The organism is Lysobacter sp. KIS68-7, from assembly GCF_021284745.1.
Classification (GTDB): Bacteria; Pseudomonadota; Gammaproteobacteria; order Xanthomonadales; family Xanthomonadaceae; genus Noviluteimonas.
The window spans coordinates 304,571-326,655 of the sequence record NZ_CP089925.1; the positions used below are offsets into that span (position 1 = coordinate 304,571).

Annotated in this window: 31 protein-coding genes and 1 tRNA gene; 11 read left to right on the top strand and 21 right to left on the bottom strand. The window is 66.2% G+C overall.

The genetic code is table 11. From position 1 onward, the window contains the following. Nucleotides 1-2 precede the first annotated feature (2 nt). Entirely contained in the window at nt 3-365 is a 363-nt protein-coding gene (locus tag LVB87_RS01435; RefSeq protein ID WP_232899149.1) for a hypothetical protein, read from the bottom strand. Nucleotides 366-509: 144 nt separating this feature from the next. Between LVB87_RS01435 and LVB87_RS01440 the strand changes: the two genes are divergently transcribed. Continuing rightward, on the top strand, nt 510-983 hold the full coding sequence (locus LVB87_RS01440) for a DUF6491 family protein (RefSeq protein ID WP_232899150.1): 474 nt from the start codon (nt 510-512) through the stop codon (nt 981-983). Nucleotides 984-989: 6 nt separating this feature from the next. Here the strand turns inward: LVB87_RS01440 and LVB87_RS01445 are convergent, their stop codons facing one another. Further along, nucleotides 990-1,709 carry a DUF4410 domain-containing protein gene (locus tag LVB87_RS01445; RefSeq protein WP_232899151.1) on the bottom strand — a complete coding sequence of 240 codons (720 nt, stop codon included), beginning with the start codon at nt 1,707-1,709 and terminating at the stop codon, nt 990-992. Between the two features lie 136 nt (nt 1,710-1,845). Between LVB87_RS01445 and LVB87_RS01450 the strand changes: the two genes are divergently transcribed. Next, complete coding sequence (locus LVB87_RS01450; RefSeq protein ID WP_232899152.1) at nt 1,846-2,211, top strand: hypothetical protein; 366 nt, start codon at nt 1,846-1,848, stop codon at nt 2,209-2,211. 10 nt (nt 2,212-2,221) lie between these two features. Continuing rightward, the gene (locus LVB87_RS01455) at nt 2,222-2,392 is read left to right on the top strand and encodes a hypothetical protein (RefSeq protein ID WP_232899153.1); all 171 of its coding nucleotides are present in this window, start codon (nt 2,222-2,224) and stop codon (nt 2,390-2,392) included. Between the two features lie 9 nt (nt 2,393-2,401). Here LVB87_RS01455 and LVB87_RS01460 read toward each other — a convergent pair whose 3' ends face one another. From LVB87_RS01460 to LVB87_RS01485, 6 genes are all read right to left on the bottom strand, one after another. Continuing rightward, nucleotides 2,402-2,896, bottom strand: a complete 495-nt coding sequence (locus LVB87_RS01460) for an arsinothricin resistance N-acetyltransferase ArsN1 family B (protein WP_232899154.1) — start codon at nt 2,894-2,896, stop codon at nt 2,402-2,404. Between the two features lie 9 nt (nt 2,897-2,905). Next, nucleotides 2,906-3,118, bottom strand: coding sequence for a GDCCVxC domain-containing (seleno)protein (locus LVB87_RS01465; RefSeq protein WP_232899155.1), 213 nt, complete (start codon nt 3,116-3,118; stop codon nt 2,906-2,908). Nucleotides 3,119-3,127: 9 nt separating this feature from the next. Further along, the gene (locus LVB87_RS01470) at nt 3,128-3,526 is read right to left on the bottom strand and encodes a hypothetical protein (RefSeq protein WP_232899156.1); all 399 of its coding nucleotides are present in this window, start codon (nt 3,524-3,526) and stop codon (nt 3,128-3,130) included. Then, complete coding sequence (locus tag LVB87_RS01475) at nt 3,519-3,920, bottom strand: heavy-metal-associated domain-containing protein (RefSeq protein ID WP_232899157.1); 402 nt, start codon at nt 3,918-3,920, stop codon at nt 3,519-3,521. The genes LVB87_RS01470 and LVB87_RS01475 overlap by 8 nt, the downstream gene beginning before the upstream one ends. Before the next feature lie 17 nt (nt 3,921-3,937). Then, entirely contained in the window at nt 3,938-4,591 is a 654-nt protein-coding gene (locus LVB87_RS01480; protein ID WP_232899158.1) for a hypothetical protein, read from the bottom strand. Nucleotides 4,592-4,663: 72 nt separating this feature from the next. Next, the gene (locus LVB87_RS01485) at nt 4,664-5,020 is read right to left on the bottom strand and encodes a hypothetical protein (RefSeq protein WP_232899159.1); all 357 of its coding nucleotides are present in this window, start codon (nt 5,018-5,020) and stop codon (nt 4,664-4,666) included. Nucleotides 5,021-5,105: 85 nt separating this feature from the next. Between LVB87_RS01485 and LVB87_RS01490 the strand changes: the two genes are divergently transcribed. From LVB87_RS01490 to LVB87_RS01500, 3 genes are read left to right on the top strand one after another with little or no spacing between them, the layout of a single operon-like run. Beyond that, on the top strand, nt 5,106-5,429 hold the full coding sequence (locus LVB87_RS01490; protein WP_343223405.1) for a metalloregulator ArsR/SmtB family transcription factor: 324 nt from the start codon (nt 5,106-5,108) through the stop codon (nt 5,427-5,429). Further along, nucleotides 5,426-5,809, top strand: coding sequence for an arsenate reductase ArsC (locus LVB87_RS01495; RefSeq protein ID WP_232899161.1), 384 nt, complete (start codon nt 5,426-5,428; stop codon nt 5,807-5,809). The genes LVB87_RS01490 and LVB87_RS01495 overlap by 4 nt, the downstream gene beginning before the upstream one ends. Then, nucleotides 5,806-6,468, top strand: coding sequence for an aquaporin (locus tag LVB87_RS01500; RefSeq protein ID WP_232899162.1), 663 nt, complete (start codon nt 5,806-5,808; stop codon nt 6,466-6,468). The genes LVB87_RS01495 and LVB87_RS01500 overlap by 4 nt, the downstream gene beginning before the upstream one ends. 8 nt (nt 6,469-6,476) lie before the next feature. On the opposite strand, the gene LVB87_RS01505 is transcribed toward LVB87_RS01500, so the two are convergent. Together LVB87_RS01505 and LVB87_RS01510 are read right to left on the bottom strand one after the other, a co-directional pair. After that, the gene (locus LVB87_RS01505; RefSeq protein ID WP_232899163.1) at nt 6,477-6,938 is read right to left on the bottom strand and encodes a nuclear transport factor 2 family protein; all 462 of its coding nucleotides are present in this window, start codon (nt 6,936-6,938) and stop codon (nt 6,477-6,479) included. Nucleotides 6,939-6,961: 23 nt separating this feature from the next. Continuing rightward, nucleotides 6,962-7,576 carry a TetR/AcrR family transcriptional regulator gene (locus LVB87_RS01510; RefSeq protein WP_232899164.1) on the bottom strand — a complete coding sequence of 205 codons (615 nt, stop codon included), beginning with the start codon at nt 7,574-7,576 and terminating at the stop codon, nt 6,962-6,964. A 79-nt stretch (nt 7,577-7,655) separates the two neighbouring features. Here LVB87_RS01510 and LVB87_RS01515 point away from each other — a divergent pair, with 79 nt between their 5' ends. Both LVB87_RS01515 and LVB87_RS01520 read left to right on the top strand, forming a co-directional pair. Continuing rightward, complete coding sequence (locus LVB87_RS01515) at nt 7,656-8,684, top strand: MBL fold metallo-hydrolase (RefSeq protein ID WP_232899165.1); 1,029 nt, start codon at nt 7,656-7,658, stop codon at nt 8,682-8,684. Between the two features lie 5 nt (nt 8,685-8,689). Continuing rightward, nucleotides 8,690-8,887, top strand: coding sequence for a hypothetical protein (locus tag LVB87_RS01520; protein WP_232899166.1), 198 nt, complete (start codon nt 8,690-8,692; stop codon nt 8,885-8,887). Here the strand turns inward: LVB87_RS01520 and LVB87_RS01525 are convergent. Further along, nucleotides 8,881-9,288, bottom strand: coding sequence for a hypothetical protein (locus tag LVB87_RS01525; protein ID WP_232899167.1), 408 nt, complete (start codon nt 9,286-9,288; stop codon nt 8,881-8,883). The genes LVB87_RS01520 and LVB87_RS01525 overlap by 7 nt on opposite strands. 133 nt (nt 9,289-9,421) lie before the next feature. Continuing rightward, nucleotides 9,422-9,895, bottom strand: a complete 474-nt coding sequence (locus LVB87_RS01530; RefSeq protein ID WP_232899168.1) for a glycine zipper 2TM domain-containing protein — start codon at nt 9,893-9,895, stop codon at nt 9,422-9,424. Nucleotides 9,896-9,945: 50 nt separating this feature from the next. Between LVB87_RS01530 and LVB87_RS01535 the strand changes: the two genes are divergently transcribed. Beyond that, nucleotides 9,946-11,007, top strand: a complete 1,062-nt coding sequence (locus tag LVB87_RS01535) for an alpha/beta fold hydrolase (RefSeq protein ID WP_232899169.1) — start codon at nt 9,946-9,948, stop codon at nt 11,005-11,007. Beyond that, entirely contained in the window at nt 11,004-12,623 is a 1,620-nt protein-coding gene (locus tag LVB87_RS01540; protein WP_232899170.1) for an alpha/beta hydrolase, read from the top strand. Before LVB87_RS01535 ends, LVB87_RS01540 begins: the two co-directional genes overlap by 4 nt. A 119-nt stretch (nt 12,624-12,742) precedes the next feature. Here the strand turns inward: LVB87_RS01540 and LVB87_RS01545 are convergent, their stop codons facing one another. Beyond that, the gene (locus tag LVB87_RS01545) at nt 12,743-15,076 is read right to left on the bottom strand and encodes an arylsulfatase (RefSeq protein ID WP_232899171.1); all 2,334 of its coding nucleotides are present in this window, start codon (nt 15,074-15,076) and stop codon (nt 12,743-12,745) included. A 145-nt stretch (nt 15,077-15,221) separates the two neighbouring features. On the opposite strand from LVB87_RS01545, the gene LVB87_RS01550 reads away from it, so the two are divergent. Next, on the top strand, nt 15,222-15,986 hold the full coding sequence (locus LVB87_RS01550) for a hypothetical protein (RefSeq protein ID WP_232899172.1): 765 nt from the start codon (nt 15,222-15,224) through the stop codon (nt 15,984-15,986). A 420-nt stretch (nt 15,987-16,406) separates the two neighbouring features. On the opposite strand, the gene LVB87_RS01555 is transcribed toward LVB87_RS01550, so the two are convergent. From LVB87_RS01555 to tolR, 8 genes are all read right to left on the bottom strand, one after another. Then, nucleotides 16,407-16,482, bottom strand: a tRNA-Lys gene (locus tag LVB87_RS01555). Nucleotides 16,483-16,496: 14 nt separating this feature from the next. Continuing rightward, nucleotides 16,497-17,132 (bottom strand): 7-cyano-7-deazaguanine synthase QueC, encoded by a 636-nt coding sequence (gene queC, locus LVB87_RS01560; protein WP_232900410.1) that lies wholly within the window; start codon nt 17,130-17,132, stop codon nt 16,497-16,499. A gap of 44 nt (nt 17,133-17,176) precedes the next feature. Beyond that, nucleotides 17,177-17,860 carry a 7-carboxy-7-deazaguanine synthase QueE gene (gene queE, locus LVB87_RS01565; RefSeq protein ID WP_232899173.1) on the bottom strand — a complete coding sequence of 228 codons (684 nt, stop codon included), beginning with the start codon at nt 17,858-17,860 and terminating at the stop codon, nt 17,177-17,179. Nucleotides 17,861-17,869: 9 nt separating this feature from the next. Then, nucleotides 17,870-18,676 (bottom strand): tol-pal system protein YbgF, encoded by an 807-nt coding sequence (gene ybgF / locus LVB87_RS01570; RefSeq protein ID WP_232899174.1) that lies wholly within the window; start codon nt 18,674-18,676, stop codon nt 17,870-17,872. A gap of 3 nt (nt 18,677-18,679) precedes the next feature. After that, nucleotides 18,680-19,210, bottom strand: coding sequence for a peptidoglycan-associated lipoprotein Pal (gene pal / locus LVB87_RS01575; protein WP_232899175.1), 531 nt, complete (start codon nt 19,208-19,210; stop codon nt 18,680-18,682). A gap of 82 nt (nt 19,211-19,292) precedes the next feature. Beyond that, complete coding sequence (gene tolB / locus LVB87_RS01580) at nt 19,293-20,591, bottom strand: Tol-Pal system beta propeller repeat protein TolB (RefSeq protein WP_232899176.1); 1,299 nt, start codon at nt 20,589-20,591, stop codon at nt 19,293-19,295. A gap of 95 nt (nt 20,592-20,686) precedes the next feature. Beyond that, a complete protein-coding gene (locus tag LVB87_RS01585) occupies nt 20,687-21,547 on the bottom strand; it encodes a TonB C-terminal domain-containing protein (RefSeq protein ID WP_343223422.1) in 861 nt (286 codons plus the stop codon). An 83-nt stretch (nt 21,548-21,630) separates the two neighbouring features. After that, the gene (tolR, locus tag LVB87_RS01590) at nt 21,631-22,074 is read right to left on the bottom strand and encodes a protein TolR (protein WP_232899178.1); all 444 of its coding nucleotides are present in this window, start codon (nt 22,072-22,074) and stop codon (nt 21,631-21,633) included. Nucleotides 22,075-22,085 lie beyond the last annotated feature (11 nt).

A 22,085-nucleotide genomic window follows, 5' to 3' on the forward strand; every position in this document is an offset into this window, starting at 1 on the left:
GCTCAGCGCCGGAACCAGCGACGCCAGACACGGGTGAAGTAGAGGGCGACCAGGACGCCGACACCGATCGCCAACAGCAAGCCCGTCGTACGGAACCACGCGTTGCGCGCATGACGGAGGCGCTCGCCGCTGATCACCTGTTCGAGCGCCTGCGTGCAATTCGCATCGAGGGTCGCGACGCCCGCGGTGGCACTGCGCGCACGGTCGAGTTCGCGTCGCGCCTCGCGGCGCGTCACGGGCTCGGTGAGCGTCGGACATTCGGCCAACGTGCCGGTGGACCGCGCCGTCGGCCAGGACGGCATCCGATACACGCCCACCAACGCGATCAGGATGCCGATGGCGATCCACAGCGCAGTTCGATACATGGCCCGGCTCCACGCACGTCGAAGCGCGCAAGCATGTCGCGCGTGCGTGAAATCCGCGTCATCGGAACTGCTGTGTTGATCGCCGCTTTACCGACGTTGGCGTATGCAGCGGCAGTCGGTCGTCGACGATTGCCGGGAATCGAGATGAAAGCACTGCTGTTCGTCCTGACGCTGGCGGGCGTGAGCGCCTGCTCCCACGGGCCCACCTTGTCGACGGAGGATCGCCTCTCGCTGTATCGCGAGCACGCCGGCGATTCGGTGAACAGCTTCCGCATGGATCGTGCACCCGGCATGCAGAACTGGACGCCTTTGGGCGACCAGGCCGTCGCCGTGTGGCAGACCGCGAATCGTGGCTTCCTGCTGGAGCTGCGCACGCGCTGCAGCGGCCTGGGATCGGCGAGCCGCATCTCCATCACCAACTCGCTCGGCGTGGTGACGACGCGACTGGATAGCGTCGTCCCGCGCACCGCCGCCGGGAGCCAGGTGGGCATGTCGTGCCGCATCGACGTCATCCGTCCGATCGACGGCAGTGCGTTGCGCGATGCCAAGCGCGAGCTGCGCGAAGCCGAGTACATCGAGCGCAGTGCGGCGCCGCCGGAAGAAACGCCCGCGCCCTGACGGCGACTATTTCCAACCGCGATCGCGGTAGATCGCGATGATCGAATCGGCGATGCCGTCCGCGGTGCGTTGCGCGGCGCCGCGGATCGATTCCGCACCGCGTTCCTGCATGACGTTGGACGCGCCCGACACCGCCGCGTTGGTGCCCATGCCCGCAAGTCCGATCGGCAGCAGCACGCCGGGCAAGCGGCCGCCTTGCGTGTCGGCCTGCGCGCTGGCGAGCGGGCGCGGACCTGCGGCCGTGATCTGGTATGTCTCCACGAGCGTGCTCATCTGCGCCCGACCTGCGCCGAATCCCACGAGCACCCGCATCGAGCGGCTGCCGGTGTCGACCGACACGAACTCGCCGCGCACGACCACGTCGCCGACTTTCGGCACGGGTCCATACGCGACGGGATAAGCGTCGATGCCCGCGCTGCGCAGCCTGGCGACAAGTCGCTGCGCCACCTGCTGGCCCAACTGCTTGCCGAGCGCCACGTCGTCCGCCGACTGGGCAGGCGCACTCGCATCGACGGCGCTCGCGATCTGCGTGTCCGGCGGAAGTTCGTCGCGCGTACCGACGAAGTCGTAGACGAGGATGCGCTCCGGTCGCACGACCGCCTGCGTCGTGTCGGATTGTTCGAACCGAGGCGACGGCGTCGTCGCGCAACCGGCCGTTGCGGCGAGGATCGCGCATGACAACAGGCAAGCAAGTTTGCCGCGATCGAGCACGTCCATGACCTGCATGCAAAGTCGTGGAACTAAACGCCCTGCACGGTGATGCGTAAGTGAGCGCAACCCATGCATCCCCCATGCGGGTGACTTGCCCGGTCGGCTACGCAACTTGTACAGGGAAGCACGCCCAGCAAAGGAGATCGATGCAATGCGCACGTTATCGAAATGCGCCTCCGCAGTCGCGTTGGTCGTCGGCTTGTGCTTCGCGGGCGTGACGCACGCGCAGCACGTCGTGGTCGACGGCAACATGTGGCTGAAGTCGTCGCAGGAAGTCCGCAAGGTGTTTCTCGTGGGCGCGGGCAACATGGTCGCGCTCGAGAAGGCCTATGCACAGAAAAAGGGCACGCCGCCACCGACCGTCGGCACGATGGCCGCGAAGGCGGTGGAGGGCATGACGCTCGACGACGTCTCCAACCGCATCACGCAGTGGTACCAGGCGCATCCGGATCGCACCGACGTGCCCGTGATGGGTGTGTTGTGGATGGACATCATCAAGCCCGCATCGACCAAGTGAGGACATCGACATGAAGCGCACATTGAGACTCTTCGCCGCGCACTGCCTGCTGCTCCTCGCTGCATGCGCCACAGTCGCCGGCACCGCCGTGGGTGCGGGCATCGGCAGCATCTCGGGCAATGCCGGCGCAGGCGCGCTGATCGGCGGCGGCATCGGCATGATGGTCGACGTCATCGATTGACGAGCGCGGCTAGAGCAGGAGCTGCCAGTACCCCACGTCGATCCATCGATCCTGCTTGAAGCCGACCTGCCTGAAGCGCGCGACGTTCTCGAAACCCAGGCGCTCGTGCAAAGCGATGCTCGCCGCGTTCGGCAGCGCGATGCCGCCGATGACGGTGTGCATCGCGCGTGCGCGAAGCGCGTCGATCAGCGCGACGTACAACGCCTTGCCGATGCCCTGCCCATGGTGTGCGGCGTCGATGTACACGGTCGACTCGACCGCGTACCGATACGCGCAACGCCCTTTCCATTTCGAGGCGTACGCATAGCCCGCCAGGACGTCGTCCTTGAGCGCCACCAGCCAGGGCAGGTTTGCGGCCGAGGCTTCGGAGATGCGCGCCGCCATCTCCGCCTTCGAGACAGGCTCAGTCTCGAACGTGATCGTGCTATCGGCAACGTAGGGGTTGTAGATCGCAGCGACGGCGTCGGCATCGCGGGTCGTGGCAGCCCGGAGTTCGAGTGGCATGGGAGGCCTTCAGCAGGTGCAGCAGGCACGGTCCGCCTGCCTGGGCGGACACGGGACCGAACCGTACGAACAGAACACGCAACAGTCTCCTTCCCTGGGCTGGAAGATCGCGCCGCACGCGAGGCAATCGAAGAAGAACACGCAGGCGTCCTCGGGCATGGCGTGCGTGGTCGTGTGACCGCAGGCCGGGCAGGTCAGATCGCTCTGGAGTTGGATGTTCATGCATTCTCCTCAAGCGAACAGAAGCGGAAGGACGAAGGCAAACGCGACCCCGGTGGCCACTGCGACCAGCGCCACCCACCACAGCACCACGCTCGTCGCACGCAACCGACGGCACGCCGCTGCAGCTTTCGGGTCTGCCGGACAGGGCAGCGACCGCGCGCGCCACAGCATCACGCCGGATAGCGCGAGCATACCCGCCGCGACGCCGAAGACGAGCGCCTTGTGCTCCGACAGCCAGATCAGTTGCGGCACCGCAGTCACCAGCCCCGCCAGCGCCGCGCCGGCGCCCAGCGCCACCATGACGGCGGGCAGGACGCAGCAGACGAGTGTTCCGGTGCTGGCGAGCAGCGTCAGCGCTGCGACGCCGACGTTGCGTTTGAGGGGTGCGTTCGCGGCGACGTCATTCATGCGTGCCCATCCCCGGCATGTCCTTCATGTCGTGGTTGTGCTTTGCGGGATCGGCCTTGGGCAGCGCCTTCTCGTGCGACACGCGCTCGCGGATGGTGGCGATGGATTCGTCCGTGCGGCGGATCGTGACGAGCGCGTATCCGGCATCGGTGATCGCTTTCTTCAGCGCGGCGTCGTCTATGTCCTGCCCATCCTTGAGCTCCACCGCGACGATGCGGTGTTCGAGGCTGACGAACACCTGCTCGGTGGCCGGGAATCCCTTGAGGGTCTTCTCGATGCCCTGCGCGCAGAACGCGCAGACCAGGCCGTTGACGTCCATCTCGATCGTCTTGGCGAACGCACCGGGCGCAACAGCGAGGAGCATGGAGAACAACAGGGTCTTGAGGATTTTCATTGTCGGGGTCCTTCGAATCAGAAATTGAACATGGCCATGGCTTGCAGCTTGCCGTCGGTCGTCGCGCCGAACTCCACCCAGGTGCCGCCCTTGAAGAAGCGAACGAGCAAGGCAGTTTCGGTGCCGTCGGAAATGCCGCCGGTGTAGCGGCGCCCCTGGACGACGAACCACGTGGCCAGTTGGTCGTAATCGTGCGCGTACGGTGCCCAACCGAGTTGCAACGTATCGATGCGGTGGGAGAAGCGATCGCTTTCGTGCAGGTCGCTGCGGAACGACGAGTAGACACGCCGCGTTTCGTAGTCCGCCTGGAAGCCGACATTGCGCGACAACTCGGGGCCTTCGAAGTCGTTGCCGGTCGCCCGACCGAGGCCGCCCCAGACGAAGACGTTCGCCTGCGCATTCGGCATGTTCCAACGTTTCGCCAGCAGGTTGGCCCGCAGGTAAGTGATGTCGCGTCGCTTCCGGCCGTCCTCGCTGTCGAGTTCCAGCCATCCGCCGCCGAGCGAATACCAGTAGCGTGGCGCGTAGAACATCTGCGCCTCGTACATGGTGCCGGCGCCCCACTCCAGCATCAGCGTCTTGCCTTTCGCGAACGCGATCGGCTTCGCCGCTGCCGCGAACGGCAGCAACCCGAGCAGCAACAATGCTGCCCAGCGTTTCGTCGACTCCATCCCAAGTCTCCATGGAAGCCGCGCACGGCGGCGTCGGGCGCGTGGATGCGCCCTCGGATCACGCGATGGGATTCAGGCGATGGGAGGCCGGAGGGGCGTGTCGAGCACGCCGGAGGGCACGAACGGCACGTCCGCGATATCGAGTCGGCCGGCGCTCGGGACGTGCGCGGTCATGCGCGGCATTTCGGGCAGGCACGCCGCGGCGCCCAGACAGACCGCGAGGCTGCAATGCGCTTTCGCGGCAGGGTCGTGCGAAGGCGCCTGCTGCATTGCGCCCATCTCGGCGCACGGCATGTCCATCGGCGCGGCGCCGGGGATGCTCGCCATCGCTTCCTTCGCCGCGGACACGGGCGCCATCACGCCAGCCAGGCCCATCGAGAGGACCAGGACCAGGTGCAAGGCGACGCGAGTGAGCTTGCGCAGCGACATGGCGTGGATTCTACGCGTGCATCTGCGGGCGTCGAGGCGGGGGCTTGACCATCCTCGTTATTTCCATATTCTTGGAACTATGGAAATGCCATCCGCCCTTGCCAGCCTCTCCTCCCTCGGCCACGAATCCCGACTCCGCGCGTTCCGCCGCCTCGTCGAGGCCGGCCCCGATGGCATGCCGGTCGGCGAACTACGCGAACACCTGGACCTCCCCGCCGCGACGCTGACCGCGCACCTCAACGTGCTGCGCGGGTCCGGCCTGGTCGTCGACCAGCGCGAGGGCCGCGTGATCCGCGTGCGCGCGAACTACGACCAGATGAACGCGCTGATCGCTTACTTGACCGAGAACTGCTGCGCAGGGACTGCGGATTGCGGCCCCGATTGCAAGCCGCGCAGGAAGCGCCGATGAAGCGCGTCCTGTTCGTCTGCATCGAGAATTCGAACCGCAGCCAGATGGCGGAAGGATTCGCGCACATGCTCGGTGGCGCGGACGTCGAAGCGATGAGTGCGGGGTCCGCGCCGTCCGGCGTCATCAACCCGAAGGCGATCCGCGCGATGGCGGAACTCGGCTATGACCTCACCACGCACGGCTCGAAGTCGCTCGATGACATCAGCGGCGAGTTCGACGCCGTGGTGACGATGGGCTGCGGCGATTCGTGCCCATGGGTGCCCGCGAAGCGGCGCGAAGACTGGGCGCTGCCCGATCCGAAGCACCTCGAAGGCGACGAGTACCGCGCGGTTCGCGACGAGATCCGCGAGCGCGTCCGCGCACTGCTGGCATCGCTGTGAACGCACTCGGCCGTCGGCTGCTCGCCGAGTTCATCGGAACCGCCGTGTTGCTCGCCACCGTCGTCGGCTCGGGCATCATGGGCGTGGCCTTGTCGCGCGGGAACGACGGCATCGCATTGCTCGCGAACGCCGGGGCCACCGCCGGCGCGCTCTACGTGTTGATCGTGCTGTTCGGGCCGATCTCGGGGGCGCACTTCAATCCCGTGGTCACGATGGCGATGCGCCTGCGCGGCGAACTCGATACGCGCACTGCCCTCGCCTATGTCGCCGTGCAGGTCATCGCCGCTGTTGTCGGCGTGGCGATCGCGCACGCAATGTTCGGCCAGGCGTTGCTGCAGACCGGCACGCATGCGCGAACGGGCGCTGCGCTGTGGTTGAGCGAAGGCATCGCGACGTTCGGCCTGCTTCTCACCATCCTGCTCGGCGCGCGACATCGTCCAGGCGCGTTGCCTGCGCTCGTCGCCGCGTGGATCTTCGCCGCGTACTGGTTCACGGCCAGCACGTCATTCGCGAACCCCGCGGTGACCTTTGCGCGCGCGTGGACACAAAGCTTTTCCGGCATCCGGCTCATCGACGTGCCCGCCTTTGCTTGCGCGCAAGTCATCGGTGCGATCGTTGCCTTGCTTGCCGCGTCTGCGCTCATCAAGCGCGACGATTGATATCGCGGCTATTCGCCCGCCGGAATCGATCCGTCGAACATGCGCCACTTCCACGCATCGCCGTGTTTGACCATCACGCCCGAGAATCGATAGGGCGTCCTGCTGGTTTCGCCGACGTCGTTTGTCAGCGTCATGGTGCCGTCGACGAACACCCAGGCGGTGTTCCCGTTCGAGTCGATGTCGGCGTGCGAGAGGTCCCACGAGAAGCGATGGTGTTCGAACAGCCCGCTCACCCAAGTGCGAATGGCCGCCTGGTCGCGGAACACCTCACCGTGGTCGGAGCCCGCGAGGAGCACCTCGCCGGCGGGGTCGAACTGTTGCATGAAGGCATCGATGTCGCCCCGACTGGCCGCTGCATTCCATGCTTCCAGCGCCGCGGCGACTTGCTGTTTCGTGTCCTGTTTGCCTGCAACCCCCATCGGAGACAACGCGAACAGCAACATGCAGGACAGCACTGCGTTCCGGATCATCCGACGTTCTCCCCAGATCGCCCTCAGGCGTAATACGACAAAAACATATCCACGGCCGATTCGGCCACCTGCTTCTGCTTCTCCGGCGTGAGCGGCGGCTGCCCCATCGCGATCTGTGGCCAGAACGCGAAGCCTTTCACCAGCGCCTGCATCTGCTCCGCGGCGAACAAGGGATCGGTCGTCTTCAAACGCCCGTCCGCGGCGGCGGCGCGGATCCACGTGGTCATGCCTTCTTCGCGATTGCCCATGCGCGCGATGAGTTCCTGCGCCAGGTCGGGTGCGTGCAGGCCGGCGGCGATCGCCACGCGCGCGAGGTCCGCGAAGTACGCGTCGTTCAACAGGCGGAATTTCTGTTCCAGCAGTTCGAGCAACTGCGCGCGCAGCGGCCGATCCTTGCGATACGCGAGGTCCGTCCCTTCAAACGCGCGTTCCCACAACTGTTCGAGGATCTGCACGAACAACACTTCCTTGCTGGGGAAGTGGTTGTACACGGTGCGCTTGGACACGCCGGCGGTGGCGGCGACCTTGTCCATGCTGGTGGCCGCATAACCCGACTGGCGGAACTCGGCCACGGCGGCGTCGATGATCGCCGCGCGCTTGCGGTCGGTCAGGCGGGCGGGGGCGGTCTGGCTGGACATGGCGGAAAGTTTACACCGGGGGGTTTACTTTTCGAAAATGGAAACTACACTGTGTCGTGTACTTCCTCAGGTCCCGGTCATGAACGCCCCCCTCGCCCCCTCCCAACGCTTCCGCAACCCCGCCCCCAAGCCGGCCGACGGCATCGCCAAGACCCTGGGGATCATCTGGAACGTCCTGCTCAACAAGCCGAAGACGACGGTGCCGGCTGCCCCGGTGCCGGTCGAGCGGCTGACCCGGGCGGACCTCGAGGCGGCGCCGGACCGCAGCCTGTTCCGCCTCGGGCACTCGACGATGCTCATCAAGCTGCGTGGGGATTTCTGGATCACCGATCCGGTGTTCGCGAAGCGTGCGTCGCCGGTGCAGTGGATGGGCCCCAAGCGTTTCCATGCCCCGCCGATCGCGCTGCAGGACCTGCCGCCGCTGCGCGGCGTGCTCCTCTCTCACGATCACTACGACCATCTCGATCGCACCACCATCCTGCACCTGGCGCGCACGACCGATCTGTTCCTCACGCCGCTCGGCGTCGGCGACCGATTGATCGCATGGGGCGTGGAGGCGTCGAAGGTGCGCCAGTTCGATTGGTGGGAAGGCACGACCATCGACGGCATCCAGTTCACCGCCACGCCAGCACAGCATTTCTCCGGGCGCGGCATGTTCGATGGCAACAAGACCTTGTGGGCCTCGTGGGTCATCGTCGACGACGCGCTGCGCTTGTTCTTCAGCGGCGACACCGGCTACTTCGACGGCTTCAAGGAAATTGGCGAGCGCTTCGGCCCCTTCGACGTGACGTTGCTGGAAACCGGCGCCTACGACCCGCAATGGCCGTACGTGCACATGCAGCCCGAACACACCGTGCAGGCGCACGAAGACCTGCGCGGCCGCTGGCTGCTGCCGATCCACAACGGCACCTTCGACCTCGCCATGCACCCCTGGCAGGACCCCTTCGAACGCGTGCTCGCCCTGACCCGTGACCGCAACATCCCCCTGGCGACGCCGCGCATGGGCGAACGTGTCGATTTGAAGGCCCCTCGTTCGTCTACAAGATGGTGGCGCGAAGTGGAAACGGCGATCGACGTGGATCGCATCACGGCGCTGACGGCGGAGTGAGTCCAATGGCACCGATCCAGCAAGCAGTCGAAAGTGCGGCGATCGCGATGCCCACGATCGCCGCCAACATTCAACTGCAAACCGCAGCGCCATCGGCTTTCCGCGCGTGCGGATGCCCGTACGACCAAGCCTGCACGTGCACGCCGCGCCTGCGCATCCTCGACCCGACGGGCAAGCTGCTGATGATGCCCGTGTACTACTGAGTCGCCGTCCCGAAGGTCCACAGCGGGCGGAAGGCCCGACGGAAATGCCATGCAAGGGCGAGGAGTACCGCCATGTGCAAGGTGCCCCAGATCCAGGCGGTATCGAGCAGCGTGTTGGTGAGGAAGATGATCAGCATGACCGGCGCCAGCAACACGATCCCCAGCGGCGCGGTGCGATGGAAGAGCATCGCGATGCCCGCGACGACATACGTGGCCGCCAAGGCCGGCACGATGAACCCGGTCTGCGCCAGCGCGGCCTGGAATGCGCTGTCTTCCGGACTGAGCTTGAGCTGCGGCGGCGGCAGCAGGCCAAGCAACACGAGGGCCATCTGCATGCCGGTGACGATGTAGAAAGCGGCGTACAACCAACGAATCAAACGCCAGGCGACAGGGTCTTTCATCGAGCCTCCGAGTGATTGGGCGGGCCGAGCATATCCAAACACCGCACCGCAACACGGCCGGGCGCGCAGACGCGCGCCACCCTCGCGAGTGACGTCCGATACCCCGAGTTGGTGCGCGATCTACGCCAGATCGTCAGCGCAGCCGCACCACGTGCCCGTTGGAGTCGACTTCCACCGTGTCGCCGACGCGCAAGTCGCTGGCGTCGTCCACCGTGACATTGATGAAGTTGCTGGCTCCGAGCTTGATGCGCACCGTCGCGCTGCTGGTGGGCGCGTTGTTGCTGGAGGCCGCGTTGCCGACCGCGCCGCCGGCGACCACGCCACCCACGGTGGCGGCCCTGCGGCCTCTTCCACCGCCGACCCGGTTGCCGATCAGACCGCCCACCACCGAACCGGTGATGGTCGCTGCCGTGCTGCCTCCGGTGCTGGCCTGGTTGTTGACGTTCTGCGTGATGCTTTCCACGGTGCCGCACATCGCACACCGCAGATAGATCCCATCATCGCGTTCGAGGACACCGTTGTTGGCGTTCTGGGCACTCGCGACGCCCATGCCCGCGAGCACCAGCGAACCCAGCAACATCATCTTGGACATAGCGTTGCGCTTCATGATCGGGAGCCTCCGCGTGGGGACCGCTCAATTTCGCACCCAGCCACCATGTGGGCCATGCGCAATATTTCGTTTGCCCGTCGGTAAAACTACTGAGGGCCGGTGCAAGCGCGCTTCGGAACGGATGGGTTCGGAGGCTTCCGCCAGCGGACGATCAGCGGACGCTCGCTCGATACGCTCGCGGCTCCTTCTCGAAGCTGGAGCCCGTCATGGCGATCTTCGACCACAACCGAACACTGTTCGCCGAAGTCGATCCGGCGACGCCCGTCGTCATCTTCAACCATTCCCGGCCGCATGCGCGCACGCCAGTGTTCATCTGCCTGCCCGCAATGGGCCTCGCCGCGCGCTACTACGCGCCCTTCGCGGAAGCGCTTGCGAAAGCTGCCGCGGGCGTCGCGGTGCTGGCCGACCTGCGCGGACAGGGCGAGAGCGCGACGCTTGCACGAGAGGGCGCGCGATTCGGCTACCACGAGATCGTCGCGCAGGATATTCCGTCGTTGATCAGCGCGATCGCCGCGCAGTTTCCCGCTCGGCCCATTTATCTCGTGGGCCACAGCCTGGGCGGCCAACTCGGCAGTCTCGCGACCGTACACGCGACACCACGCCTTGCGGGTTTGATCCTCGTGGCGAGCGGCACCGCGCACTATCGCGCGTGGCCGAAAGCGCTGCAGTGGCGCGCGCGCATCACGGTGCAGGCGGTCCGCATCGCGTCGACCATGCTGCCGTGGTATCCGGGCCGACTGCTGGGCTTCGGCGGCGACCAACCGCGACGATTCATGGCCGATTGGCGTTACAACGCCACCACCGGCCGGTATCGCGCTGCCGGCAGTAGAATCGATTATGAGGAGGCGCTGCATGACCTCGCGTTGCCTGTCCTGTCGGTCGAAATCCGTGGGGATCCCGTGGCACCGACGGGCGCGACGAGCGAACTGCTTGCGAAGCTCGCCTCCTGCGCGATCGCGCGTCGACCGATCGACGGCGTCACGACCGACGCACCATGGAAGCGTCACTTTTCCTGGGCGCGGCAGCCGGACGAAGTGGTCGCGGAAATCGTGGACTGGGAGCGGTTGCACCGCGCCGATGTCGAATGCTTCGATCGGGCCGCTGCATGAGCGTTGAGGTCGCGGCACGTCCCGTGCTTCGCGTGCTCGGACCCGTGCGCATCGAGTCCGCATCGGGGGCGTTCGAGCCGGGCGCACGGCGCGAGCAGGCCGTCCTCGCCCTGCTCGCCGCCGAGGCGCGCCCGATGAGTCGCGCGCGCCTCGCCGCAATGCTCTGGCCCGACGCGGATGAAGTCGACGCACGCGCGCGCATGCGTCGCTTGTTGCATGCGTTGTCGCACCACGTGGGGCAGGACGCGCTGGTCATCGATCGTCAGACCGTCGCGCTCGCGCGCGATCTGTGCGACGCCACGGATCTCGCTTCGCTGCGCGGCGCGCTCGCGCAAGGCCTGTATCGCGCGAACGACGAAACAAGCGACGAAAGTCTCGCCGCCCTCGAACGGGCAGCGCAGCTGGCCGCCGCCGAGTTCGCGGAGGGCCTGGCGCTCTACGAATGCGACGAGTTGTCGGCATGGCTCGAACGACAGCGCGAATCGTTGCGCCAGGCACGCGCGCAGGCTTTGGCGCAGCTCGTCGTGCGACTGGAAGGCGCAGGACAGCACGAACGCGCGCTCCACCATGCGCAAGAACTGGTCGCGCTCGATCCGCTGAACGAAGCGGCGCAGCGCCAACTCATCCGGTTGTATGCCACCGTCGGACAGCCGCACGCAGCGTTGCAGCAATTCGAGCGATGCCGGCAACTGCTGCACGACGAGCTCGGCGTCGATCCGGAAGCCGCAACGCGCCAGCTCGCCGACGAAATACGCGCCAACACGGCGACGTCCATCGACAACCCGCCGGCGCCGGTCGCGGTGCAGTTCACGCACAGCGGCGACACGCACCTCGCTTATCAAGTGCTGGGTTCCGGACCGCTCGACATCCTCTTCATCAGCGGCTTCGTCTCGAACCTCGAACAGGCCTGGGAGCCTGGCGGCCCCGCGAATTTCTTCCGAGCACTCGCCCGCGACTTCCGGCTCATCCTCTACGACCGGCGTGGTGTCGGACTCTCGGATCGCACCGTCGATCCCGCCGACACTTCCGTGAGCAGTGCTGACGCGCTCTCTGTCCTCGACGCCGCGGGCAGCCGCCGCGCGCTCGTGTTCGCGGTCTCCGAAGGCGGCCCGATCGCGATCCGGCTCGCTGTCGAACATCCGGAGCGCGTCGCGGGCCTGGCGCTCTGGGCAACGCTCGCACGCGGAACCGCCGCACCCGACTACCCGTGGGCACTGACGGCCGAACAATTCGAGCGTTGGCTCAATGCACTCGTCGCGCAATGGGGCCGACCGGCGGCCATCGAGACGTTTGCGCCCGATCAGGCAAGCGATCCGCTGTTGCGACGCTGGTGGGCGCGCATGCTGCGCCTCGGCTCCAGCCCGCGCTGCATGCAAGCCGTCCTGCGCACCCTCGCCCTGAGCGATGTCCGCACCTTGCTGCCGCAGGTACGCGTCTCGACGCTGGTCATGCATCGCACAGGCGACCGCGCCGTCCGCGTCGACGCCGGCCGCCACGTCGCGACCGCGATTCCCGGCGCCCAGTGGCTCGAACTGCCCGGCACCGCACATTGGTGGTGGCTGGGCGACACCGCACCGATCCTCGAAGCGATCAAAGACTTCGCAAAGCGTCTCTAGAACGCTTTCGGCCAATGCGATGACATTTGTGACACGACCCGACAAGTCGTCGATTAGAAAGGACGCCCGGCTTGGCCAGGCGTCCTCGAATCCGCTTCAGCAGTCGATGTCTCCGGCGATCAGTCCCTCGCAAAGGCGCTGGCCGCGAGCTTCTCCAGATCGAGGTACTGTGCCTTTTCCACCGTCACGCCGACGAACTTGATCTCGCCGCCCTGGAACTCACCGGGCGACTGGTATTCCTCGCTGACGGCGTCGCCGCTGTCGCGACCGATGCAGAGGCCGTCGCCCGCGAGCGTGAACTTGCCGAGCTGCGTCTTCATCGGCCCTTCCGCGACGACCTTGTCGTCCACGTACAGCTTGGCGCTGCCGAGCGATTCCCCATGCTCCCCCGCCTTCTCGCGCGTGAACTCGATGCCCAGCGTGTACTTCCCGGGCTTGAGCGCTTGCTTCGACACGAACTTCTGCTCCGGCTTGATGCCCAGGAAGTTCGACACGTAGTGCAGCTTCTGGTCCTTGATGAACAGGCTGTGCCCGCCGAACCGCGAGCCATGCGCGAAGATCACGCCCTCGCAGTCGGCGCCCTGGATGTCGACGTCCGCGACGATCTTGTAGGAACGGCCGCGCGTGTTCACCGCGACGCCCTCCGGCACGGGCGATGTGCCCGGGTAGTAGATGTAGCGCTCGCGCGGGGCTTCCTCCGTCGGACGTTCGACGCCCAGCAGTTCCGCGGCGCTCCGATCGTCCAGCGGCAGGACCTTGTTGGTCTCGGCTTCCTCGAACCAGGCATCGATCAGTGCCTTGAGTTTCTCCGGGTGCTCCTTCGCCAGGTTCTTCGATTCCGAGCGGTCCACGTCCACGTGGTACAGCTCCCACTCGTCCTTGTCGAAGTGGCCCTTGCTCACCAACGGCGCATGCAGCGCGGCCGCCTTCCAGCCGTCCGCCCACATCCCGCGCGTGCCGAGCATGGCGTAGTACTGACGCTTCTTCGCGGTCGGCGAATCGGGCTTGGCGTCGAAGGAATACTTCATCGACACGCCCGACAGCGGGTATTGCTCGACGCCGTTGTAGACCTTGGGCATTTCAAGCCCGCAGGCTTCGAGGATCGTCGGCACGACATCGGTGCTGTGGTGGTACTGGTTGCGCACCTGCCCCTTGGCCTTGATGCCCTTCGGCCAGTGCACGACCATCGGGCACGCGGTGCCGCCGGCGTACTCGGAGTAGCGCTTGAACATCTGGTAGGGCGTGGAGAACGCCACCGCCCAGCCGGTCGGATAGTGGTTGTAGGTTTCCACGCCCCCGAGGACGTCAATGTATTTCAGGTTTTCCGACAACTCGTCGGGGAAGTTGTTGAAGAACTTGTTCTCGTTGACCGAACCGCTGGGGCTGCCCTCGCCCGATGCGCCGTTGTCCGAGCAATAGAACACCAGCGTGTTGTCGAGCTGGCCGCTCTGTTGGAGATAGTCGATCAAGCGGCCGACCTGCACGTCGGTGTACTCCGAGAATCCGGCATACACCTCGGCCATGCGCGCGAACAACTTCTTTTCATCGGCGTTGAGCGACGCCCATGGGCGCACCGCGTCGCCTGCGTTGGCCACGTCTTCGGGCAACGGGTTGATCGGCGTGAGCGTCGTTCCCTTGGGCAACATGCCGCGTTCGATCATCCGCGGCATCACCCACTCGCGATACGCCTCGTAACCGTCGTCGAACTTGCCTTTGTACTTGTCGACGAACTCCTTCGGCGCATGGTGCGGCGCATGGTTCGCACCCGGGCAAAGCCACATGAACCATGGCTTGGACGGGTTGCTCGCCTTCTGGTCGCGGATCATCTGCAGCGCCTGGTCGACGAGATCCTTCGACAGGTGGTAGCCATCCTCCGGTCCGTAGGGCTGATCGATGAACCTGTTGTCTTCGACCAGATCGGGATACCACTGGTTGGTTTCGCCGCCGAGGAAACCGTAGTAGCGATCGAAGCCCTTGCGCAGCGGCCATTCCGAACGGCTGGCGCCGGAGGCGATGTCCCCTTCGGGCACGTTGTGGTCCTTGCCGAGCCAGAACGTGCTCCAGCCAGCGTCCTGCAGCACCTGGCCGATCGTCATGCATTCGGCCGGCGTGCGGCCGCTCCATCCAGGGAAGCCCTGCGCGCCCTCGGTGATGCACGAGCAGCCGTTGAGATGGTGGTTACGGCCGGTGAGGAACGTGGACCGCGTCGGCGAACACAAGGCCGTGGTGTGCCATTGCGTGTAGGTCAGGCCGTTGTCGGCGAGCTTCTGCATCGTCGGCATGCGGATGCGGCCGCCATAGGGTTCCCACGCCGCCTGGCCCGTGTCGTCGTAAAGGACGATCAGGATGTTTGGCGCGCCCTTCGGCGCCTGCGGCAAGGTGAATGGACCCCAGTCGGGCTTAGAGTCGCGAACGTCGAGCTTGATGACGCCCTTGAACGGTTTCGTCGCCATAGTCGCAGCCTCCGCAGGGGAAGCCGCCATGATCGGCAGGCGACGCATGCCTCGCATCAGTGGTTTCCCGGGCCGGCGAACAGTAGAAATACGCAAGCGGCCGCGTCCTGCCTGCTGCGAGCATCGGCACCATCGGAGGCGCCGCATGCACGGATTCGACGAACGCTACCTGCAGGTCCCGCTTTGGGTGCTGTCGTTGTGCCTGTTCGGCGCGCTGCTGGTCGCGCGCGAAATCGGATACGCGCTGCGCAGGCGATCTCGGCTGGACAAGGGGGACGACGCGGACGCCTTCGCCATGACCTCCGTTCTGGGCCTGCTGGCGTTGTTCATCGGATTCACCTTTTCCATCGCACTCGACCGTTACGAGCACCGGCGCACGCTCGTCGTCGCCGAGGCCAATGCGCTGGGCACGACATGGCTGCGCACTGCGCTGCTCGATCCGCCCGAACGGGACCAACTGCGCGCCGTGCTGCGGACTTACGTCGCCACGCGCGTGGCCTACGGCAACGCCGTCGACCCCCGGACGGAAGCCGACGCATGGCGACGCACGGAAACGCTGCAGGCGACCCTGTGGGACACGGTGATGCGCGCCGTCGGGCCGTTCCGAGATACGCCGCGCGCCTCGCTGCTGGTGGCCACCACCAATGAATCGATCGACCTGGCCGGCGAACGCTATGCGACGCGACAGTCGCACGTGCCGCCGCGCATCCTGCGGATGCTTGCCTTCTTCGCGTTGACCTCTGCGGCCATGGTGGGATTCGAGCGCGGCAGGCAACGCAATGCGACGACCTTGCTGTTCGCACTGCTCACGCTGGCGATGACGCTCGTGTTGGACCTGGATCGCCCGACGACGGGGCCCACCAACGTGCCGCAACAGGCGATGCTCGACCTGCAGCGTTCGCTCCAGTGACCCGCGGTGCGATGTGTGGCGTCCACTTTGGCCAAAGCGGACATCGGCGGCACCTGAGGCCATAGCGGCTGCTTCACGTCCGACCTAGTCCTTGGCGACCCAAAAAACTACTGGGCACAAAGGCGAAAAACTACGGAGGCCACGATCTGCACCGAGAGTTGCGGGGTTTAAAAGTCGGCTGCGCGCTGCGCTTGAAACAAGCTTTGTTGCGAGCTGGCACGCTGCAATTGAGCGGCCTGACAGGACGCCCAATCTGGTGTGGACCCCTTTTGGTAAAAGGGGCGGCGCGACAGCGCGGGGTATTTGGCTTGCAACCCTTTGCCAAAGTTTTGCTCCGCAAAACTTTGGCCATCACGGCCCACCAAATGACATCGGCCCAGGCATCCTCCCCTGAAGGAAGATAACTGGGCCGACGTCATTTGGTGGGCCGTGATGGATTCGAACCATCGACCAGCGGATTAAAAGTCCGATGCTCTACCGACTGAGCTAACGGCCCACGAGGCGCGCATTCTAGCCTACGTAGCGCGTGGGATCGTCTACGCCCGCCGCGGCGAAGCCCTCCGCGCGCAGCCGGCACGCGTCGCAGTGGCCGCAGGCGCGGCCCTTGGCGTCGGCCTGGTAGCACGAGACGGTCAGCGCGAAATCCACGCCCAGGCGCAGGCCTTCACGCACGATGTCCGCCTTCGACATCTTCATGAGCGGGGCATGCACGCGCAGGCCCGCGCCTTCCACGCCGGCCTTGGTCGCCACGTTGGCCAATCGGTCGAACGCCGCGATGAATTCCGGGCGGCAGTCCGGGTACCCGGAGTAGTCCACCGCGTTGACGCCGCAGAACAGATCCGCCGCGCCGAGCACTTCCGCCCAGCCCAGCGCGATCGACAACATGATCGTGTTGCGCGCGGGCACGTAGGTGACGGGAATGCCGGGGCCGCCGGATTCGGGGACGTCGATGTCGTCGGTCAGCGCGGAACCGCCGATCGAACGCAGGTCCACCACCACCGTCTTGTGCGCGGCCGCGCCGAGCGCATGCGACACGCGATCGGCCGCATCGAGTTCGGAGGTGTGCCGCTGGCCGTAACGCACGCTCAGCGCGTACGGCTCGAAACCTTGTTCGCGCGCGATCGCCAGCACGACCGCGGAATCCATGCCGCCGGACACGAGCACGACGGCGCGCTTCTTCCCTTCCACGCTCAACGCCCCGGCTCCTCGCCCCACAGGGCCTTGTGCAACTGCATCTGGAAACGCACGGGCAGGCGCGCTTCGACGATCCAGTCGGCGAGTTCGCGCGGCGACACCTGCGCGTGGCTCGGCGAGAACAATACGTCGCAGCGTTCGTGCAGTTTGTGTTCCGCCAACACTTCGCAGGCCCAATCGAAATCAGCGCGGCTGCAGATGACGAACTTCACCTGGTCGTGCGGCGTGAGCTGCGGCACGTTGCTCCACAGGTTGCGCGCGACTTCGCCCGAGCCAGGCGTCTTGATGTCGACGATGCGCGAGACGCGCGTGTCGACGTCCGCGATGTCGATCGCGCCCGACGTTTCCAGGGAGACGACATACCCCGCATCGCACAGCTTGTGCAGCAAACCGATCACGCGCTTCTGCGAGAGCGGTTCGCCGCCGGTGACGCACACGTGGCGCACGCCGTGCTTCGCGACCTCCTCAAGGATCCCGTCGATGTCCCACCAGGTACCGCCGTAGAAGGCGTAGGCCGTGTCGCAGTAATGGCAGCGCAGCGGGCAGCCGGTCAGGCGCACGAACACGGTGGGCCAGCCCGCATCGCGGGCTTCGCCCTGCAGGGACAGGAAAATCTCGGTGAGCTTGAGGCGCTCCGCCGAAACGGCGGAGGCCGCATCGGCGGGCTGGACTGCGGACATGCCGCGATTTTAGCGCACGCCCTGCAGCTGGATGGCGCGAAGGCGGTCGTCGGCCGTGCGGGCTGCGTCGGTGCCCGGGTAGCGCTGGGAAACCTGGGCCAGGGTGGCCTGGGCGGCGTCCATCTGCTTCAGGCCGTACTGCGACAGGCCGACCTTGAGCAGGGCCCCGGGGGCCTTGTCGTGGGTGGGGTAGCGGTCGAGCAGCGCCTGGAACTGCTGGAGGGCGAGTTCGTAGTTCTGGGTGACGTAGTAGCTCTCGCCCAGCCAGTACAGCGCGTTGGGGGCATAGGTGCCCGCCGGGTAATCGGTGAGGAATTGCGAGAACAGCTGCGCCGACTGCACGTAGTCGCCGGACTTCAGCACGTCGAAGGCGGCGTTGTAGGCGCTGCGTTCGTCGGCCGACTGCGCGGTGAGGCCCTTGTCGCCCTTCACCGTCGGCGCGCGTTCGACGGGCGTGGCGGCGTTGGCGGGGAGGTTGCGCGTGGCCGCCGCAGGGGGCGTGGTGCCGCCCGTTGCCGGCGCCGCACCGCCTTCCAGGCGGGAGATGCGACCGTCGAGGTCCAGGTACTGGTTGCGCGCGTTCTGCTTCAGCTGTTCGTTCTGCTGCTGCAGTTCTTCCAGTTGCGAGCGCAGCTGCGTCACTTCGGTGCGCAGTTGCTGCACCTGGTTGAGCAGGTCCACGTTGCCCTGGTTGTTGGCCGCCTGTTGTTCGAGCGCGCTCACGCGTTCGGCCAGGCTCGCGCGTTGCGCGGATGCGGGCGCGGCGGCCACGAGGGCCGCCGCGATCGCGATTCCGATGAGGGTCGGATGGCGCATCGATTACTTCGCCGTGTAGACGATCTCGACGCGACGGTTCTTGGCCCAGCAATCCTCGGTCGATTCGTTGCAGGTCGGGCGTTCCTCGCCGTAGCTGACGACCGTGATCTGGCTGCCCGAAGCCCCGTTGGCCTGCAGCGCGGAGGAGACCGCGTTGCCACGGCGCTCGCCGAGGCCGAGGTTGTATTCGCGGCTGCCGCGTTCGTCGGTGTTGCCTTCCAGCGTCATGCGCGCCGACGGGCGATCGCGCAGGTACTTGGCATGGCACTGCATCGCGGCCTGGAATTCAGGACGCAACGCATCCTGGTCGAAGTCGAAGTACACCACGCGCTGGCGCAGGCACGCATCCCGGTCCAGGTCTTCGGGCGTGAACGCACCCGGCGTAGTGGGCTGCTCGGTGACCGGCTGGGTAGTGCTCGGTTCCGGCGGCGGCGGCGGGACTTCCTTGACCTTCTTCGAGCAGGCAGCGGCCGCGACCACCATCGTGGCGATCAGCAGGACCTTTGCAAACTTCGGAGGGGTGGTTGCGTTCATCGTCATTCCTTTCGTCTTCTCGCAGGGGGACGACCGCGACGACCCATGTCGACGCGATCGGGGTTTCGGAGTCTACGCCTGTTCAGCGTTTCTGCCGGTAAGGACCCCATGCCGGTTCCTGGACGTTGGCGCCGGCGACAGGCAGTCGCAGTCGCGCACGGCCATCGGCCGACACGGTGTACAGCACGCTGCGTCCGCCTTCCTTCGCGGCGTACAGCAGCATGCTGGCATTGGGGGCGAAGCTCGGCGATTCGTCGAGGTTGCCGGGGGACAGCGTGGTCCAGCGATTGCCCAGCGCGCGGTCCATCAGCGCGATGCGATAGGCATTGCCGTTGCCCTGCGCGGTGGCGATTTTCTTGCCATCGTAGGACACGGTGGCGCGCGCGTTGTAGCTGCCCTGGAAGGTCAGTCGCGTCGCGCCGCCGCCGCTGGCGGGCGCCTGGTAGATCTGCGGGCGGCCACCGCGATCGGACGTGAAGTAGATCGTCGCGCCATCGGCGCTCCACACCGGCTCGGTGTCGATGCCCATCTGGTTGGTGATCTGGTGCAACTGCTTGCTGCCGAGGTCCATCACGTACACCTCGGGGTTGCCGCTGCGCGAGAGCGTCATCGCCAGGCGCGTGCCGTCGGGCGAGAAGGCCGGCGCGCCGTTGATTCCGCGGAAACTCGCGATGAGTTCGCGACCGCTGCTCGCCAGGTTCTGGATATAGATCGAGGAGTTTCCGCGATCGAAACTGACGTAAGCGAGGCGCTTGCCATCCGGGCTCCACGAGGGCGACAGGATCGGCTGCGGCGAGCTCACCACGGACTGCGCATTGAAGCCGTCGCTGTCGGCGACCATCAGTTCGAAATGGCGGTTGTTACCCGTGCCGCTCGCGGTGACATAGGCGATGCGCGTCCAGAACGCGCCGCGCACGCCGAGGACTTTTTCGTACACGGCATCGGCGATCTGGTGCGCGACGTCGCGCGCCGCCGCGCCGGGGGCGATCTTCGCCTCGCCGAGGATGCGCGTCTGCTTGGCGACGTCGAACAGTTCGTATTCCACGCGCAGCTGCGCGCCGTCGGGGATCACGCGGCCGATGAGCAGGAAGTCCTGGCGCAGCGTGCGCCACGTGGGATAGCTGACCTGGGCGGCGGACGTCGGGCGTTCGACCATGTCGCCCTCGGGCAGCGTGCGGAACTGGCCCGAACGATCCAGGTCGGCCGCGATCACCTTCGCGATGTCCGTCTCCCCTGCACTGCCGGCGAAGGGCACCACCGCGATCGGCAACGCGGCCGCCTGGCCACCGATCACATCGATCTGCGGCGGTTCCTGGGCCGATGCGAGCAAGGGCGCGAAGAGAAGCACGAGGGCGGCGAGCCGGCGCAGGGTTCGGGTCATCAGCGGGATCCTGAATGGAGCGGAGCTAGGTAACAGCTTGGCCGTGAAATGCGGAACAAAGATGAACGTTTGCGGACCCGGGGTCCGCGCCACGATCACTCGGTGGGTTTGAAGCGAATCGTGAGCTCGCGGGCGAACACCGATTCGAAGCCTGCATACGGCAAAGGCTGGGCCTTCAGGACGGCGGCTTCGACCGAGCGCCGGCCCTGCTCGTCGTAGGGGCACGAGGGCAGCACTTCGACATCGATGACTTCCCCGCCCGGCACCTGGCGGATGCGGATGGGACAGAACACGTTGCCCGGGATGTTGTCCGGCCGCGTCCAGTTGCGCTTGATCGCGTCGCTGATCGCGGCGTAGTACTGCGCCTTGAGATTGTTGTCCGGCCCGTTGTTGCCGGGCGGCGGGCTCGTGTTCGACTCCGTCTGCGCGTTCGCGTCGGCGGCATTGCGCGCATCGGCCAACTGCCGCAGCTTCTGCTCGGCGAGGGTCGCTTCCTTCTGCGCCTGCTGCCGCTGCTTGCGGATGTCGGCGATCTGCTGCTGCCGCATCTTCTCCATTTCGGACAGGCGCCGCGTACGTTCTTCCTCGTCCTTGCGCTCGCGCTCGGTGAGGTCGATCTGTTCCTGGCGGCGCTTGGCTTCCTGCTCGCGATCCACCGGCGGCTTCGGCGAGATCGCCTGCTTGCTCGCGGCTTCCTGTGCCTTCGTATCCGGTTCCGGCACGCGTTCCTGCGCCACCGGTTGCGGCGGCTGCGGCATGTCTTCCGGCTTGGGCTCCGGCTTCGGCTGTTCCTTCGGCGCCGCCTCTTCCGGTTGCGGCGGCACGGGCGCGGGCTGGTCGGGGCGCGAGGCCAGCGTGCGACGCATCGACGCCGACAAGGCATGCGGATCGATCAGCTCGGCTTCGATCACCGGGCCTGCGGGATTCACGGGCGCGGCGGCGCGCGTCCACCACATGCCGAAGAAGGCGAGCGCAAACAGCAGCGCATGCAAGAGCAGCGCTGCGATGAAGGCCTGCACCGTATCGGCGCGGGTTTCCTTCACTGCTTCGACTCTCCCTGCTGGCTCATCAGCCCGGCACGCGGCACGTTGGCGCGCGTCTGCAGCGCGGTGAGCACGTCGTAGACCTTCTGGTACGCCACGTCGCTGTCGGCCGCGACATACACCGGCACGTCCTTGTTGTTGCGCACGAACGCACCGACCTGCGCGACCATCTGCTCTTCGGTCACGGGCTGGTTCTTGGCGCCCTGGAGCGTGATCCACATGCGCCCCTGCTTATCCAGGCTCACGATGATCGGCTCCTTCTTCTGCTCGAGCGGGTGCGCGTTGGATTGCGGCAGCTCGATGTCCACGCCGAGGTTCAACAGCGGCGCGGTCACCATGAAGATGATCAGCAGCACGAGCATCACGTCGATGTACGGCACGACGTTGATTTCGGCCTTGAGCTTGCGCTTCTTCTTCCGGCGCGACGACATGGAGGTCATGCGTGTGTCCT